Raw genomic sequence first — 14,137 nt, 5'->3', positions numbered from 1 at the left:
GATGTTGAATAACATTGAAACCCAACGTTAAAAAATGGCTGGATAAAAATGCACCTGATTACGAGGTTCATCAAACCGAAAAAGGCAGCAACGTATTATTTGTTCCAAGTGTAGTTGCTGATAAAACGCGAAATTATTTCAAGAGAAGTTGCGAAAATATTCGATCTGAATGGAGAGCTAACTATACGTGGCTTGCTATTTATATTGACTGATTGTACTAAAAATATATGTGAAATATGGAGAAGGTTCTATCAAGCAATACGATAGAACCTTTTTTTTTAGGAGGATTCTTATGAAATTTAGTCATTCATGGCTCTCGACATTTGATAGCTGTATGAGAAAGGGATATTACCTGTATCGTGTAAATTCTAGTCATGCTAGTCATACATCACCGCGTAGTACGTTTTTATTTACGCCACATTCAAACAACAAAGAGGACTTTGTTGAGGAAGAGATGATGATATGAGCATGATATATGATTGGGTCGTAGCAAATAGCACTATAATTGTGATTCTTTTAATCTTAGTAGTGCTCTATAAGATATATAAGTTATATCGTAAATGGGTTGGATTGTTATTTGGCATTATCGGGATTTATAAAATTCTTCATTATTTAAGTTTTATATTATCTTGACATAAATTTTATTGTCTTTTGTCATAAAATTTATCGTAATTCTGTCATTAACAGAAAATGAAAATGATCTTGATAATGTAGATAATGCAATGTAGTAGAGAAATGATCGATAACAAGGAGATGCTGAAAAAATGACATGTGTATTTTGCAACGATAAAGGTAAATTTAAGGCTAGTAACGGAATATGGTACAAGTGTTATTGTGTGTCAACTAGAGAAGTTAAACAGCTGACACATAAGGCGTAGAGATTACTGGTGGTTGGAGAGACTAAAGATAGTCGGTAACATTTATGAGAATGCGGAGTTTCTTACTACGTAGTTTTAATCATTACTGCAAAAAAAAGCACATGGCCACAGGCCAAAGTGCTTTTTTTGTCATTTCATTCTCTTATTTTTAGCAGCAAGAAAATCAACGACTTGTCCTTGTGATTCCTTAATAATGGAACGTAATGTTTCATAATCTTTAGCGTTTTTGTTAGCAAATTGTTCTTGATGATAAGCTTCATAGTTTTCTACCCATTCAGGCACTTTCTCAAAAGGAAAAGGACAAGGTGCATGATCAGGCATATCATAAGCTCCTAACACTCTAGGAATCTTATTAAGGTCGTAATTACGATCAACATTGGCTTTATTATACATTCTAATTGATTCGTCTCGTTTTTGCCGTAGCGTACTTTCCGCTTTCCAAACCTTTAGAATGACTTGTCCTTGATCAGTATTTGGAAATAGAGATATCCACTTTGTTTTTGGTTCAATCTCTCCAAAATGAGCCTTTATACTCTTTTCATAAGAAGACCATCTAGCATGTTCCCAAATGGCTAAAAATCGATAAAAAGAGCGTGATATCCATTTAATGATGAAAAGCAACAAAATTAGAGAGTAATTAATAAAAACCTCTTGAAAGTTTATATATGCAAGTGTCATAATAAGAATCAAGAGAGTTTCAATTACAATACTTTTAATATGTTTTGTTGGGATTACTTTTAACCAAGAAATAGGCTTGTTTGATGGTTCAAAATTACTATACGCATATTGAAAATAAATGATTTCACAAAATTCTTTTGTTGCATTCTTATATAATTGATTGCGAAAAGGGTTAAAATCTTCTATTCTAAGCCAGCTTGGTGGTTTAACCATATATAAGTGATGCAAAGGTGAAATATACGGTGTCTCTAACCATCGATCTATCTCAGCATAAAAACGATTATGACGTATAGTTTCCGCTAACTCGGAATATGCACGATAACTAGTATTACAAACAATAGGTATCAATGCTGTGAAAATAATCCAAGTCCATTTACTACTTAAATAATCCCAAATATGATTAATATAATTTGTGATTGGATAAAGAAGAGTTAGAGATTTCTCATTAAAAAGTAGAGAAATTATCATTATAATATAAAGACATACACTAATCATAAAAATCGAAGTTATAAATTTTAGTATGTTTTCTATTAAGTTTTTCATAACGCACCACCTTACTTGTATAGTTAATATATTACCGTAACTCTAAGGGCAAGGGAAATTTACAGGCCCACATTCCGCACAACAATGAATCTTTTAAGTGGAACTTTACGTAAATACTATATACTATTAATTTTCAAATTTATTAGGAGGCATACTATGAGTGCAAAACAAATCATTGAATGGGAAAATATAATTAAACCCGAATCAGCAGTAACTTTTAAGTTGAATTTGCAACTTTCATTTGATAAAAGTTTGACTGAAGAACAAGCAAAAGCGATATTAGCTAGAATGATAGAAGATACAACGATTCAAATGGAATTAGATCCACAGTTCAAAAATCAAGCTAAAGTAAATAAATTTATAATTGAATAATTACAAATACCTTAAAGAGTGCTATAATCTAATCATTATATCCTCTTTTTTTTATGCTTTCGTCACGAGACAATGGAAGCCCTAATTTTTACAAAAACGTCGCTCAGACGGCCGATTCTATTAGAGACAGTTCTCTCTATTTTTAATCGTTCGTGTGAGGGGCGTTTTTTTTGTCCCAAATTTATCACGAAAGGGTTTTTTTAATGAGTCAATTAATGTTGAATTTTGAAACAGGTGAAATCACACAAGAGTATACGTACATACGTGATCTTGATTGTACACCAAATACACCCATCGTCCATGGTATTAAACCGTTACCCATTTACGGTAAAAACTTCAGTATCAAACCGATAGTACCAGGTAGGCAGATAACGGAGTATGATCGTAAGATTCACTTGCCTGAATTGCGACCTCTCGAATCGTATGGAAAGATATACGTTTTGTTTAGCTCTGGTAAAGATAGTGTGTGTTCAGTACTAAATTTATTGGAGCTTGGTGTTCCAAGAGAGAAAATCGTATTACTGCATCACGATCTTGATGGAGGATCTGATAAAAAAGTAGATTGGCCGGTTACGAAAGCTTATTGCTTAGCTTTTGCAGCAGCCTTTGGATTACAACTACGTTTTAGTTATCGAGAACAAGGTTTTTACGGTGAACTATATCGACTAGGCGCATCTAATCCCGTTAGATTTGAGGATGCAGACGGTACAGTTAAACGAATAGAACCGAAAGCATGGCAGCGTAGTGTAGAGCTTAAAGAGTTAATCGTTCAAGCAGAGCTTGATGATGATTTGGAAGCCTTAAATTCTTATCATAAGGAATTAGAATCTTATGGTAAGCGAATGAAGTTTCCTGCTAAAAGCGCAGACCTTTCAACGAGATATTGTTCTGCTTCTTTGAAAATAGAAGTGGGATCAATTGCGCTTACCTATCAAGTGGATTCACAAGAGAATTGTGACATCCTAGTTGTTAGCGGTGAACGCAGAGGGGAAAGTACGAATCGATCACGTTATAACATGCTGGAGCTGCATAAAACACATGCCCCATCTCGTAAAAAACGAATCGTACATCACTTTCGTAATGTACTTGAATTTTCTGAACGCGATGTTTGGGAAGTACTAAAACGAAATCGTGTCGTGCCTCACCCTTGTTACACAATTGGTTGGGGAAGGGCAAGTTGTTGTGTGTGTATATTCTCGTCACCAGCTCACTTCAAAGGATTAAAAGAAATTTTACCCTCTTATTATGAGAATATACGAAATGCAGAGATTGAGTTGAACTTTACGCTTGATAATAATAAAAATATTGATGACTACATTGCGAATGCAACCAGCTGCCTTTACAGAGGTAATGACGTTGCTATCAATCAAGTCGTAACAGGGACATTTACTCCTGAAGATATTCTTTTATGTGATGGCGAAGAATGGGTCTATCCAGCAGGTGCGTTTAACCATGCAGGAACATCAGGACCATGTTAAGGGGGATAAGAGTATGAATCATTTTGTTATGCGATTAAATGGGTACTACTGGAATGATAATGTAGGTTGGGTATCTTGTATGGATCAAGCTAGCCTGTACAACATGAAACCATCTATCTCTTATCAGGATACGCAATGGGTACAAACTCTATATATTTCTGGAAATGGCAATCAGTATACTATTCCGGATTTAGTTGACAGGATATTAGCATCGGAAATTTATATGGAATATCTCATGTATTTTTCTCAACATATTGTTAAGGATGTTTTACTACAATATCTTTTGAATTTACTACAATGGCAAGAACCAAATACCATATTAGATGAAGCACATCGAGATATGGAAGAACGGTCAGCTATACTGAGAAATCTTCATAACTATCAATACGCGAGAACGAATAAATTAGCCATAACGGTATAATTTGATTCGTTTTTTTTTATTTGAAAAATTATGAAGTTAATTAATATGTTAACTTTATAAAAATTTGAGAGATAGCCAGATTGAAGATGTAAGAGAAAATCTAGCTACACTTAGGGAAATGGAGTGAATTGAATGACAGGTCAATGCGATGCATGTTATTCGGAAAATAGGGAAATAAAAAAATATTTATGATAGTTTTGGTATTGATATTGCAGCAGTCTGTAAAGATGGTGAGTATTGTTATAACAAACAAATTGATTATAAAAAAGGAATCGAGTGATTCCTTTTTATTCACTGGAGGGAAATAAATGAAAACTTATATGGTAACTACTGAGAATTTTGAAGGTATGGTTAGGCTGTATTGCTTGGCTATTCAGAAGACCACTTACAACTCTGTATGTTTTGGCTCGTCTGATGTTCGCAGACATTATTACTGCTATGATCGTTTACATGAATTAATGGACATGATCGAGACTATTGGATATGAGGCAAGAACAATCATTCAATGTTACGCCGTTGAATATGGGTTTGGTGAAGAAGGTTATACTCCTATTACAAAGGGCCTAAATGCTACCCTAGATGATAATTTTGAACTTGATGTATCTATTCATAGTGAGCATTTAGATCGCTGGCATGGGATACAACAATATCTCGACAAAGAGAAGGAGAATAATCATGAAAATAGATTTGTCGAAGTTTGATGGAGTTATTCATTCCAGTGAAAATACGAGTGAAGAACTCACCGAAGCAGAAAGTAAACTATATGTAATCGATAAAGTACTATATGGTGCAGATATCATTGATATTGATTTTGATATTTTTACACTTGAAACTGCAAAAGCTGCATTGGATGAAGTATTCTATCATGAATCTGAGGGCGAATCCTATGAGATACATCTCGGTGAAGTCCATGTATACGGACTCCATAACGATTTCAATGAAGTATTTAGAAAAGCACATCTGCAGCAAGTATGTCTAGATGTGAAAAAATACAAAAGAAAATTTATTTAAGGGAGAATAACGATGAGCCGTAGTTTCTATATTGATAGTCAAACCAGTTCAAATTATATTCAAACATGTGATCGTATCGTATCTGCTAAATTTTTATACGATAAAGGACACGACATCAGCACATTAAGTGTTCATTCAGACTTTTTGATCGATGCGCTTCAGATAGTCTTTAATAAGGATTGTGAGATTACTCGAAAAGATGGAGAATTTAATCTAGATGATGCGAACTTGCATGATGTAGAACAGTTAAAAGAAGATATGTATGATATTCAAGATTATGAATATCTACTAGAGATGAAAATCACTTCAAGCAAATGGATTGAAAAAAGTGAAGAGGAAAAAATAGAACTATTATCGACTTTTAATTATAAAAATGATGGATATTTTGAACAACATTTCTTTGCTTACTTAAAAGAGGATACGATTTCAGTGATAGGATGTAATTTTGGAGACGCTACAGTCAATGAATTTTTAGAGGCTGTATACGAACATCGTGAATCATTTATAGATACTTAAAATTATAAACCCTTACTCAGCTGTTGTAAGGGTTTATTTGCATTTAATAATATGCTATAATGTTTTCATTACTTATACTTATTACTTATTATCCACCCTTAGCAACGCTGCATACAGGGTCCTGTGCTTTAAGAAACACTCTTTGAGTGACTAAAACTATTCCTATGGATAGAGAACCGTCTTTTCGACGTTCCATTTTAGTCATTGAAAGAGTGTTTTTTTTTGCGTTTTTTTTGCAGAAATATCCATGCACTCAACAATGATAGAAAGGGGATTAAGATGTTAGTAGATTGGTCAAAGTTTGATCAAGCAGTGTTTAATACAATCGATGAAGAAAGCTTAGATTCACTAGAATTAACGTCATATTTAAGTACATTCATTTTTTATGAACGTTCATTTGATGAAATCGATTTTTCAAGCTTTTCTTTGAATGAAGCAGAAAATGCGTATTGGGCGACTTATTATTACTCTTGTGATGATGGGCAACAATATGACATTTTTGAATCATCTGAAGGAACTGAAGTTAGCATGTATAACATCGGTAATCCAATGGTTGAGTTCTTAAAGAAAAATGAACTTCAAAATGAGATTGTAAACCTAAAGAGGCACAAAAGAAAATTTATTTAAGGGAGTTATATTATGCGACATATTACTATCTTTAGCAGTGAACTCGATAATTTTTGGGTTCACGCTGATCGTTTGGTAATGGCAAAACTAATGTATGACAGAGGGTATGATATCACTACATTAGATCCCACTACAGAAGGATTTTTAACTGACAGTGTTCAATTGTTGTTTCAAGAGCGCGCTATAGTGACGGAATATTCCGATACACTTAGCGATGATTTGACACATAAGTTAGGTGTTGATGTAGAGTATTTTGAAACGATAATGAAAATTAAACCTTTAAGTCCGACTTGGTTAACAATGAATGAAGAACAGAAAATCGTTTCGATTAGTGATCTTCTTTATGTTTCATGTGATAACACAGAGAAAGAATATGTGTCATTCATTATTGGAGATGAGATTCTTATTGCTACTTCGCCATTCCCGGGTCCTGTATTCATTTTGTTTGATAGAATAATGGATTTCGAAAATGCGTTTCTAAAGGGAGAGATAAAAAATGACTGATTTGTTTAGTGGTAGAGTCATTCATATGCCAGAAGATGATTTCAAATTCTCAATGGTATCTGAAGTGAAGGATGGAGAAGTTATTCGTGAAAAGAAGGTAAGAGCCGACGATCTAATCGAAGGTATGCTTTCAATGGTAGAGTTTGGACATCTGCTCCAGATGATTCTAAAAGATAAAACTTTAGTCGAAGAGGTTATTGATGTTGTATTAGAGTATAGCGCTGAAGAAGCCATACCACGTTTACTAAAAAATTCGAGTAGAGTTTTGAAAAATGGAAATGAAAAAGAAATGATTAGCTTATTAAAGGCTTTAGTTTCGAACATCCATCTAAGTGACATTAACCGCGAGTTATTTCATTCCTTATTAGGAGTTACGTTATCTAATATACGTGATATGAAAGATACGAATGAAACAAGAGGGTTATTCCTAACCTTACTCGATAACATGAAGGTTTTCGATAGCGAGGATAAGGAATTACAACGCAAAATTATTGGTATGGTGATGGAATTGCCAGATGAAAAACCGAAGAAGGTAATGATGGAGATGTTAAGCAATTACCAGCCTGAAGTCACTATTTCTTCTACACCAATTTTGCCAAAAGGTACAGTATTGTATCAGGAAACGAATCACAGTGGTTATCATATTGTGATGGAAGTCGAGAAATCTTTAAGAGATGTTCAATTTATGGATACGCCGTTCACTAACGTAGGTCATCCCAAATTGCTATTCTTTTTCTCGGTGAAAAATAAAAGAATAACAACCGTAAAGTTAGTGGCTGTTAAAGATGTAAATATTAAGGGCAAAACTAAACTATACAGATTTCCATTTACGAATGTTTATAGTGGAAGTCAAAAGTGCTGTTGGCCTGAATTGAATAGTTTTCAAATATCGGATGTGTCGCAATTAAACAATCTGCCACATTTGTTTTTTAATAGTCCTGCAAATAATCATTTATTTGGCGGGAAAAATCTACGAGAAGTTTTCACGTTATTAAAAGGACAAGAGTTTGATGATTCTACTCTTAAACCTCTTAATATTACGTTTGAAAGCTTTTTTAATTTTCATATTCAAGCACCGAAAACAAAAAAAAATAAAGCGAATGCTTAAAGGAGACTATTAAAATGTCTAAAATTTATGAAGAGTTCTACGGAAATAACGAAGAAGATAATATTAATGACTTAGTTTGTGCGACGGGTTCTACGTTGAAGGAGTCAGAGGTACAATCACAAGATGAATCAAATCATGTTGAAACGTCATTAGTAGAGGACAACAAGCGTGAGGAAAGCCAAGAAACATCAAAAGTGGAGGATAACTCTACAACGTTAAAAAAAGCGGATGAACTTGGCATTGATGTAAGTGGTAGTGGACAATTGAGTTTATTTAATTTTGATGAGCCAGCTCCAGTTAAAGCAGCAGCTACAGCAGAAGTAAATAAACCAAAAAAAACGACAACAAATAAGAGTGTCGTAGAAACATCAGGCAACGCTCCGGTAAAGAGAGATTCTAAAGTGGCTGCTAAACCGAAGATTGATAAGATCACGATCGGTGCGGGTACAGACTGGCATATTCGATATGCAGGTGCTTCCTACATGGTTAATTTATTATTTGAAGAAGAACTTCTTGCTGGACAAACTGTGGTTACATTAGAGGAACTTCGAGAGAAGATGATTACTGCAGAAGGTTGCATCGAGCTATCTCCAAAGCGAACGCATTGGAGTGTTGATGAGACTAATCAACTCTTGGTATTGATATGTAAAGGTGAAGATAAAGGAGGTATGGTGTAATGCCAGGCTTCTTTTGGAAATTAAAAGATTTCATGAATGCGCCCAAAAAGCAGCCTAACAATTTAGTTGCTAGTTCCGATGGCAAGATTTATGAAATTCGCGACAGTGAATTAGGAAGAATTGTGATGCACCATGAGGAAATCTCTCATTTTGATCAAGTAAATGAAGGCTTCGCTTTTAGACTTCCTAAAATTCCCGCTTCAATTCTTCGTCAAGTGATGAGTTTCTTTCAAGCATATTGCACAGAAAGCGATCCTCACGAAGTATATTTGCGGATTTATTATGACAATGAAGAAAAACGTTATTTTCTACATTGTCCAAAACAATACATTACGAGAGTATCTGTAACAGTAGAAGATGATGAATTTATCGATGAAATGCGATATCTCCATGTCATGGATATTCACTCACATAATACGATGAGTGCATACTTTTCACCAAAAGATAATCGTGATGAATTAGCTTATCGTCTGTACGCTGTCATTGGTAGGCTAAATACCATTCCTCAAATAAAACTTAGGGTAGGAGCTAGAGGCAAACACCTTATGCTTGATCCTTTGGGCATATTTGAAAGTGTGGATTTAACACTGGAAATCGAATATCCCTCTGAATGGGATGAATCAGTAATCAAAATATCTTAATAAGACAAGCTGTTTAGGGGATATATACACCCTTAAACAGCTTGTACTACAAGGAGGTCATTGTAATGAGTGAACTATTATTTCAATTTCTATTTATAATAGTATATATGATAGTATCGGTTATATTAATTGTGATGCCAATAAGTTTACTGTATTGGGTTGTAATGTCTATGCTATTAACTGCAATCTATAAAAAGAAAAACATTCACTTGAACAAACATTTTTATTTTTCTAAAATTAAAAAGAAAGAAAACACGTATGAGTTACATCATTTGTCTGCATATGGGTTTTATAATTGTAGTCCAAGAAAATTTTTGAGATACAGTAAGGATGCCATTCATAAGTTTTATGAGATTCATCCGAATGCTACTTTAATCGCTCAAAGTATAACATTGAATTTGAGTGAGAAAATGGCGTCTAATGAAATCATTAACATTCAATGGTATAAAAAAATTATAGCCCTGATCGGAGGATACCTATTAGTTATAACTAATATATATCACTTCAAAAAAGGCAGTCACCTGAAAAAAATTAAAGAGATGCACCAACATTCGTATCGTAAATATACGTTTGTAAATCCTAATATAAAGAAATAACGTATTAGGATCATAAAACACAGTTTGCGTAGCTTAGGCTGCCGCAAGCTGTGTTTTATCTTTTTATAAATGAGTAGCTAGTTTTAGTTGAATTTGTTATAATACTAAGTATTATATTTTAATTTCTGCTCCAGCCTCAGACCACGCGGACTAACGAGGCCCTAAGTCTTAAAATCGCTTTTCTAAAAAGTGTCATTTCATGCCAATTTGGTGTGTTTAATGAATTTTTTAGAAAGGCGATTTTTTTTGTGCCTTTTATTAAATTATTGGAGGTATTAAGATGCAACAATTAAATTTACAAGAGCAGGATAAGGTGGTTTTTCAGCTAAGGTTATTCGGTTGCGGAGGTAATGGTGGATATTTTTTCAGAAATCTTACACAAATGATTCATGGTTATTCAAGAACTTCATCTTCTATGGCATACGACGTTTTAATTATTGACGGAGATAAAGTAGAGGCTAAGAACTTAAACAACCAATTGTATACTTCTGAAGATATTAACGATTACAAGGTTGTTTCGATGATCGAGAGATATGCGGAACATTATGAGTTGTCAGATGTAAAGTGTTTAACCAAGTATGTCACTTCAATGGATATGATGCATGATGTATTTAATCATGAGCATACCGAACAAGTTATACCCGTACTGGTAGGCATGGTTGATAATAACCGCACTAGACAATTGTTTCATCAATATTTTCACGATGAATCGGTAAAAAATTTGATATGGATTGACTTAGGTATTGAAGATACTGAAATCATAGCCAATCCTACAGAAGAAGAACGATATCGAATGATGCAGACGGGCTTTTCTGGTCAATGTGTCATTGGACTGAAATGGAAAGGTGAAGTGATCTTAAAGCCTGTAACGGATGTATATGAGAATATACTTCAAGATGATCATACATCGTTTCCAGGTCAAAGTTGTGGTGATTTACTGCCAAGTAACCCTCAACGTATGATGACGAATCAGACGGCAGCGCATGTAGCCTCGTCAATAATGAACACATTGTTACATAGTAAGGCTATCATCGTATCTGAAGTTAATTTTAACGCTCAATACGCTCATAGTAAGCCCAATTATGTGACAAAGGATATGGTTATGAAATTCGAATCGTTACAGGCTGCTGTTAAAGGAGATGAGATCCATGAAAGCTAATACTGTTTATGCTAACTTGCCTGATAGATGTTATGTCACACATCCCAAAGGACAAGCAGTAATAGTTATGAATGGGTTTCGTGGCTATGTAAGTATACGCCAACACGACCCTAAACAAAGCACAGCGATTGTTGAAGCGAAAAACAAAGAACTTGGTGTGAGCGAATCTGATGTAAAAATCATGCATAAGCTCGCAATAGAGGGTTGGGAATAAAAAATGAAGGAAGGGAGCGCCCTTTGCTTTTGCACAAGAAGCCAAGTGGCGTTGTCACTTTCTTTCCTTAAAATAAACGAGTGGAGCTGGTAAAAATGGAAGCAACGGAAAATGTAAGAACGATGGAATTTATGGGTGTAGACTTCTGGGACAGACCCGTATATAAGTGCATCGAAAAAGGTTACTTGTGGAAGGACGTATCGTTAGGCAAGAGCGATACACCTGAACTGTATAGCTCTTCCAACAACGAGTTCGATGGCGAGCCTAGTTCGCCTATCAATAGCAACTTGGTTGTGGGCTACAAGACGAAGTACGAAGAAAATCCAAATAGGTTCAACTACATGATGCTGAACAGGCTGCAAAGCGACTGTGAGTACTATCTTGGGTATGGGAATCGGAATACATCCCGTCTGTGCGGAGGGAGCGTAAAGGAGCATATTGAGAAGATGAAGGAGCTTCACAATTCGTTCCCTGAAGGGCAAAAACCGGAATGGCTGACGTACGAAGGTATCCTTGAATACGAAAAACAAATGAGCGAATAGGCTGGACTTAACAAAGAACTTGGTGTGAGCGAAGCAGATGTGAAAATCTTGCATAAACTCGCAATCGAGGGCCCTTTGCTTTTTAGCACAAGAAGCAAAGTGGCCATGTCACTTTCTTTCTTGTTGGGCTAATACCTATGGAAGTTACTTATCAATTTAAAGATACGACACATCGTATAACAATCACTAATGTAGTGAAGATGATGAATAACTTTTCTCGAAACATGTGGAGTTTTCTCAAAGCGAAAGCTTGGGGATTTCATGGCGTGGTTCGCGATTACAGCTCCGTATTCTCAATGGGATCGGATTACATGGTTATTCATCACTTCAATAAGGAAACACCTGTTGAAGCCTTAATGGGATTTCATACTGACCTGTTGTTTAATGATTTATTATCTAACCATCCAGCAGCCAGCTACTTCCGTTACATGGAAAAAGCAGGATACTCTTGCATCATTCCGTATCAATCCTGTTTGGAAACGATGACGAATGTATTGACAGCTGCCAGAGGTATAGGTGAACTTAACTACCATTTAATGAGTCCGAAACATAAGCTTCAGTTATGGTTTTCAGACGGTATTCATTATTATAACGTGGAATTCTTTTTTAATTATGCAATTCCCCCGTATGGCGTTCGTGAATTACTTGAATGGCCCGATCTTACGGAACATGGAGAATTTGCAGGAGATATTTTTTCAATGTTTGGTATGGCTATTGATCCGGTATCGGAATCACTACCAGTAACTAATGTACCTGCAGGTGAAGAATTTGAACTTGCAGAACATGTGGACCCCATTAAACTAGCTGAGACACTTTCGGTAGTTGACCATGCTATGCAGAAGTTTGATCATATAGGTCTGGCTTATAGTGGCGGTAAGGATTCGAGTACAATCTTACAATTATTTTTGAATTACAAGATTCAATACCCTAATTGTAAGACTAAAATTACGATCATTAGTGCGGATACTTTAATAGAAAACCCGCTTCTTATGGCGCATGTATATAAGGTAAAAGAGAGAGTAGAGTCTTTGAATTTAGGGATCGATTTTCATGTTGTGACCCCTAACTTAGACGATACTTTTTTTGTTTGCGTTTTTGGCAAAAGCTATCAGCTGCCGAGTGTATTAAATCGTTGGTGTGTGTCTCGATTAAAGACCAATCCAGCAGATTTAATCTTAAAGAATGCAGAGATGTTCCCTTCTAATCAATCTACGCTCCTGGTACTAGGTACAAGATCGTCTGAAAGTTCCAATCGTGCAAGAAGTGTTGAAAAGCACTTTGGTGATGAGTTTTATGGAGATCATCCGATGGAACACATTACGACTTGTTCACCTATTAAACATTGGACAGCTAAAGATGTCATTACGTATCTTGTTCGCGTTGAACCACCATGGAAAGATTACGGTAATTTTAACTTAATCAATCTCTATGGCAGCGCAATGAGTGGTCAATCTTACTCCGAATGTCCAATTGGTGCGGCTATGATTGATGTAAATGAGGGTATCTCTGCTTGTACAAGTGGGGGAGGTACTGCAAGAATGGGTTGTGCTTTTTGCTCTGTTATAAAGCATGATACAAGCCTTATTAATATGTCTAGGGATTATGAGGAATTAGTTCCTTATGTCGCCATGAGAAAGGTGTTCAAAGCCTCTCAGGACATTCGATACGGCTCATTAACAGGCTTCAAGAGAGTGAAACGTTTGAATCGTATTAATGATCATTCGTTTGCTGGAACACTAGAAAGCGGCTTGGGCGACCTTACGATAGACATACGCATCTTACTCCTAGAAGAAATGAAACGCTTGGATTTATCGATCTCCAAGAATGAAGTGTTTCGTATCTATGAAGAAGTAAGGAAGCGGGAATTTAGTGAGGGATTATCCTTATCACCACGATTCGTAGAACTACTCTTTTCCTTTTTATCTGTGCATCCTGGTAATTTCGATACGATGTACTCGCCAATATTTGATCCTTACGGTTGTGGCGTAGATAAATTTACGGAAGAAGATGTAAAAGCTATTGAACGTGTACAAGCCCGCCAATTTCGGAATTCGACTGTAGTAGGCGATCAGTTGGAATTGATCCTCTCATAAACAAATGGAAATAATGAAGGGAAAGATAACTATGTTACTAAATAATGATTGGTACAAAGAACTCGTTAAAGAGAGCAAG

Annotated in this window: 19 protein-coding genes; 18 read left to right on the top strand and 1 reads right to left on the bottom strand. The window is 35.3% G+C overall.

Going from position 1 to position 14,137, the window contains the following annotated elements; genetic code table 11:
- Nucleotides 1-14: 14 nt before the first annotated feature.
- A complete protein-coding gene (locus AC1TPB_RS18340) occupies nt 15-212 on the top strand; it encodes a hypothetical protein (RefSeq protein ID WP_482077849.1) in 198 nt (65 codons plus the stop codon).
- A gap of 80 nt (nt 213-292) precedes the next feature.
- On the top strand, nt 293-466 hold the full coding sequence (locus tag AC1TPB_RS18335; RefSeq protein WP_482077848.1) for a hypothetical protein: 174 nt from the start codon (nt 293-295) through the stop codon (nt 464-466).
- 541 nt (nt 467-1,007) lie between these two features.
- On the opposite strand, the gene AC1TPB_RS18330 is transcribed toward AC1TPB_RS18335, so the two are convergent.
- Entirely contained in the window at nt 1,008-2,099 is a 1,092-nt protein-coding gene (locus tag AC1TPB_RS18330) for a hypothetical protein (RefSeq protein WP_482077847.1), read from the bottom strand.
- Between the two features lie 156 nt (nt 2,100-2,255).
- On the opposite strand from AC1TPB_RS18330, the gene AC1TPB_RS18325 reads away from it, so the two are divergent.
- The 16 genes from AC1TPB_RS18325 (at nt 2,256) to AC1TPB_RS18250 (ending at nt 14,058) form a co-directional block, all read left to right on the top strand.
- Nucleotides 2,256-2,471, top strand: a complete 216-nt coding sequence (locus AC1TPB_RS18325; RefSeq protein ID WP_482077846.1) for a hypothetical protein — start codon at nt 2,256-2,258, stop codon at nt 2,469-2,471.
- A gap of 203 nt (nt 2,472-2,674) precedes the next feature.
- The gene (locus AC1TPB_RS18320; RefSeq protein ID WP_482077845.1) at nt 2,675-3,949 is read left to right on the top strand and encodes an adenine nucleotide alpha hydrolase family protein; all 1,275 of its coding nucleotides are present in this window, start codon (nt 2,675-2,677) and stop codon (nt 3,947-3,949) included.
- A gap of 13 nt (nt 3,950-3,962) precedes the next feature.
- The gene (locus tag AC1TPB_RS18315) at nt 3,963-4,370 is read left to right on the top strand and encodes a hypothetical protein (protein WP_482077844.1); all 408 of its coding nucleotides are present in this window, start codon (nt 3,963-3,965) and stop codon (nt 4,368-4,370) included.
- A gap of 308 nt (nt 4,371-4,678) precedes the next feature.
- Nucleotides 4,679-5,071 carry a hypothetical protein gene (locus AC1TPB_RS18310; protein WP_482077843.1) on the top strand — a complete coding sequence of 131 codons (393 nt, stop codon included), beginning with the start codon at nt 4,679-4,681 and terminating at the stop codon, nt 5,069-5,071.
- Complete coding sequence (locus AC1TPB_RS18305; RefSeq protein ID WP_482077842.1) at nt 5,046-5,381, top strand: hypothetical protein; 336 nt, start codon at nt 5,046-5,048, stop codon at nt 5,379-5,381. Before AC1TPB_RS18310 ends, AC1TPB_RS18305 begins: the two co-directional genes overlap by 26 nt.
- 12 nt (nt 5,382-5,393) lie before the next feature.
- Nucleotides 5,394-5,897 (top strand): hypothetical protein, encoded by a 504-nt coding sequence (locus tag AC1TPB_RS18300; RefSeq protein ID WP_482077841.1) that lies wholly within the window; start codon nt 5,394-5,396, stop codon nt 5,895-5,897.
- 279 nt (nt 5,898-6,176) lie between these two features.
- On the top strand, nt 6,177-6,524 hold the full coding sequence (locus AC1TPB_RS18295) for a hypothetical protein (RefSeq protein WP_482077840.1): 348 nt from the start codon (nt 6,177-6,179) through the stop codon (nt 6,522-6,524).
- Nucleotides 6,525-6,536: 12 nt separating this feature from the next.
- On the top strand, nt 6,537-7,028 hold the full coding sequence (locus tag AC1TPB_RS18290; protein ID WP_482077839.1) for a hypothetical protein: 492 nt from the start codon (nt 6,537-6,539) through the stop codon (nt 7,026-7,028).
- A complete protein-coding gene (locus tag AC1TPB_RS18285) occupies nt 7,021-8,136 on the top strand; it encodes a hypothetical protein (RefSeq protein ID WP_482077838.1) in 1,116 nt (371 codons plus the stop codon). The genes AC1TPB_RS18290 and AC1TPB_RS18285 overlap by 8 nt, the downstream gene beginning before the upstream one ends.
- A gap of 14 nt (nt 8,137-8,150) precedes the next feature.
- On the top strand, nt 8,151-8,813 hold the full coding sequence (locus AC1TPB_RS18280) for a hypothetical protein (RefSeq protein ID WP_482077837.1): 663 nt from the start codon (nt 8,151-8,153) through the stop codon (nt 8,811-8,813).
- Entirely contained in the window at nt 8,813-9,454 is a 642-nt protein-coding gene (locus AC1TPB_RS18275) for a hypothetical protein (RefSeq protein WP_482077836.1), read from the top strand. The genes AC1TPB_RS18280 and AC1TPB_RS18275 overlap by 1 nt, the downstream gene beginning before the upstream one ends.
- A 65-nt stretch (nt 9,455-9,519) precedes the next feature.
- Complete coding sequence (locus tag AC1TPB_RS18270; protein ID WP_482077835.1) at nt 9,520-10,050, top strand: hypothetical protein; 531 nt, start codon at nt 9,520-9,522, stop codon at nt 10,048-10,050.
- Nucleotides 10,051-10,330: 280 nt separating this feature from the next.
- The gene (locus tag AC1TPB_RS18265; RefSeq protein ID WP_482077834.1) at nt 10,331-11,209 is read left to right on the top strand and encodes a ThiF family adenylyltransferase; all 879 of its coding nucleotides are present in this window, start codon (nt 10,331-10,333) and stop codon (nt 11,207-11,209) included.
- Nucleotides 11,199-11,423 carry a hypothetical protein gene (locus AC1TPB_RS18260; RefSeq protein WP_482077833.1) on the top strand — a complete coding sequence of 75 codons (225 nt, stop codon included), beginning with the start codon at nt 11,199-11,201 and terminating at the stop codon, nt 11,421-11,423. Before AC1TPB_RS18265 ends, AC1TPB_RS18260 begins: the two co-directional genes overlap by 11 nt.
- Nucleotides 11,424-11,518: 95 nt before the next feature.
- Complete coding sequence (locus AC1TPB_RS18255; RefSeq protein ID WP_482077832.1) at nt 11,519-11,965, top strand: LPD11 domain-containing protein; 447 nt, start codon at nt 11,519-11,521, stop codon at nt 11,963-11,965.
- Between the two features lie 137 nt (nt 11,966-12,102).
- Complete coding sequence (locus tag AC1TPB_RS18250) at nt 12,103-14,058, top strand: phosphoadenosine phosphosulfate reductase domain-containing protein (protein WP_482077831.1); 1,956 nt, start codon at nt 12,103-12,105, stop codon at nt 14,056-14,058.
- Nucleotides 14,059-14,137: the final 79 nt, after the last annotated feature.

It is taken from the genome of Paenibacillus sp. Y951, from assembly GCF_056786395.1.
This window is presented reverse-complemented; position numbering and strand designations above follow the sequence as displayed.

Bases quoted from the DNA above. Each gene is read 5' to 3' on its own strand.
- AC1TPB_RS18335 (WP_482077848.1), top strand. From the start codon at position 293: ATGAAATTTAGTCATTCATGGCTCTCGACATTTGATAGCTGTATGAGA.
- AC1TPB_RS18330 (WP_482077847.1), bottom strand. From the start codon at position 2,099: ATGAAAAACTTAATAGAAAACATACTAAAATTTATAACTTCGATTTTT.
- AC1TPB_RS18325 (WP_482077846.1), top strand. From the start codon at position 2,256: ATGAGTGCAAAACAAATCATTGAATGGGAAAATATAATTAAACCCGAA.
- AC1TPB_RS18320 (WP_482077845.1), top strand. From the start codon at position 2,675: ATGAGTCAATTAATGTTGAATTTTGAAACAGGTGAAATCACACAAGAG.
- AC1TPB_RS18315 (WP_482077844.1), top strand. From the start codon at position 3,963: ATGAATCATTTTGTTATGCGATTAAATGGGTACTACTGGAATGATAAT.
- AC1TPB_RS18310 (WP_482077843.1), top strand. From the start codon at position 4,679: ATGAAAACTTATATGGTAACTACTGAGAATTTTGAAGGTATGGTTAGG.
- AC1TPB_RS18305 (WP_482077842.1), top strand. From the start codon at position 5,046: ATGAAAATAGATTTGTCGAAGTTTGATGGAGTTATTCATTCCAGTGAA.
- AC1TPB_RS18300 (WP_482077841.1), top strand. From the start codon at position 5,394: ATGAGCCGTAGTTTCTATATTGATAGTCAAACCAGTTCAAATTATATT.
- AC1TPB_RS18295 (WP_482077840.1), top strand. From the start codon at position 6,177: ATGTTAGTAGATTGGTCAAAGTTTGATCAAGCAGTGTTTAATACAATC.
- AC1TPB_RS18290 (WP_482077839.1), top strand. From the start codon at position 6,537: ATGCGACATATTACTATCTTTAGCAGTGAACTCGATAATTTTTGGGTT.
- AC1TPB_RS18285 (WP_482077838.1), top strand. From the start codon at position 7,021: ATGACTGATTTGTTTAGTGGTAGAGTCATTCATATGCCAGAAGATGAT.
- AC1TPB_RS18280 (WP_482077837.1), top strand. From the start codon at position 8,151: ATGTCTAAAATTTATGAAGAGTTCTACGGAAATAACGAAGAAGATAAT.
- AC1TPB_RS18275 (WP_482077836.1), top strand. From the start codon at position 8,813: ATGCCAGGCTTCTTTTGGAAATTAAAAGATTTCATGAATGCGCCCAAA.
- AC1TPB_RS18270 (WP_482077835.1), top strand. From the start codon at position 9,520: ATGAGTGAACTATTATTTCAATTTCTATTTATAATAGTATATATGATA.
- AC1TPB_RS18265 (WP_482077834.1), top strand. From the start codon at position 10,331: ATGCAACAATTAAATTTACAAGAGCAGGATAAGGTGGTTTTTCAGCTA.
- AC1TPB_RS18260 (WP_482077833.1), top strand. From the start codon at position 11,199: ATGAAAGCTAATACTGTTTATGCTAACTTGCCTGATAGATGTTATGTC.
- AC1TPB_RS18255 (WP_482077832.1), top strand. From the start codon at position 11,519: ATGGAAGCAACGGAAAATGTAAGAACGATGGAATTTATGGGTGTAGAC.
- AC1TPB_RS18250 (WP_482077831.1), top strand. From the start codon at position 12,103: ATGGAAGTTACTTATCAATTTAAAGATACGACACATCGTATAACAATC.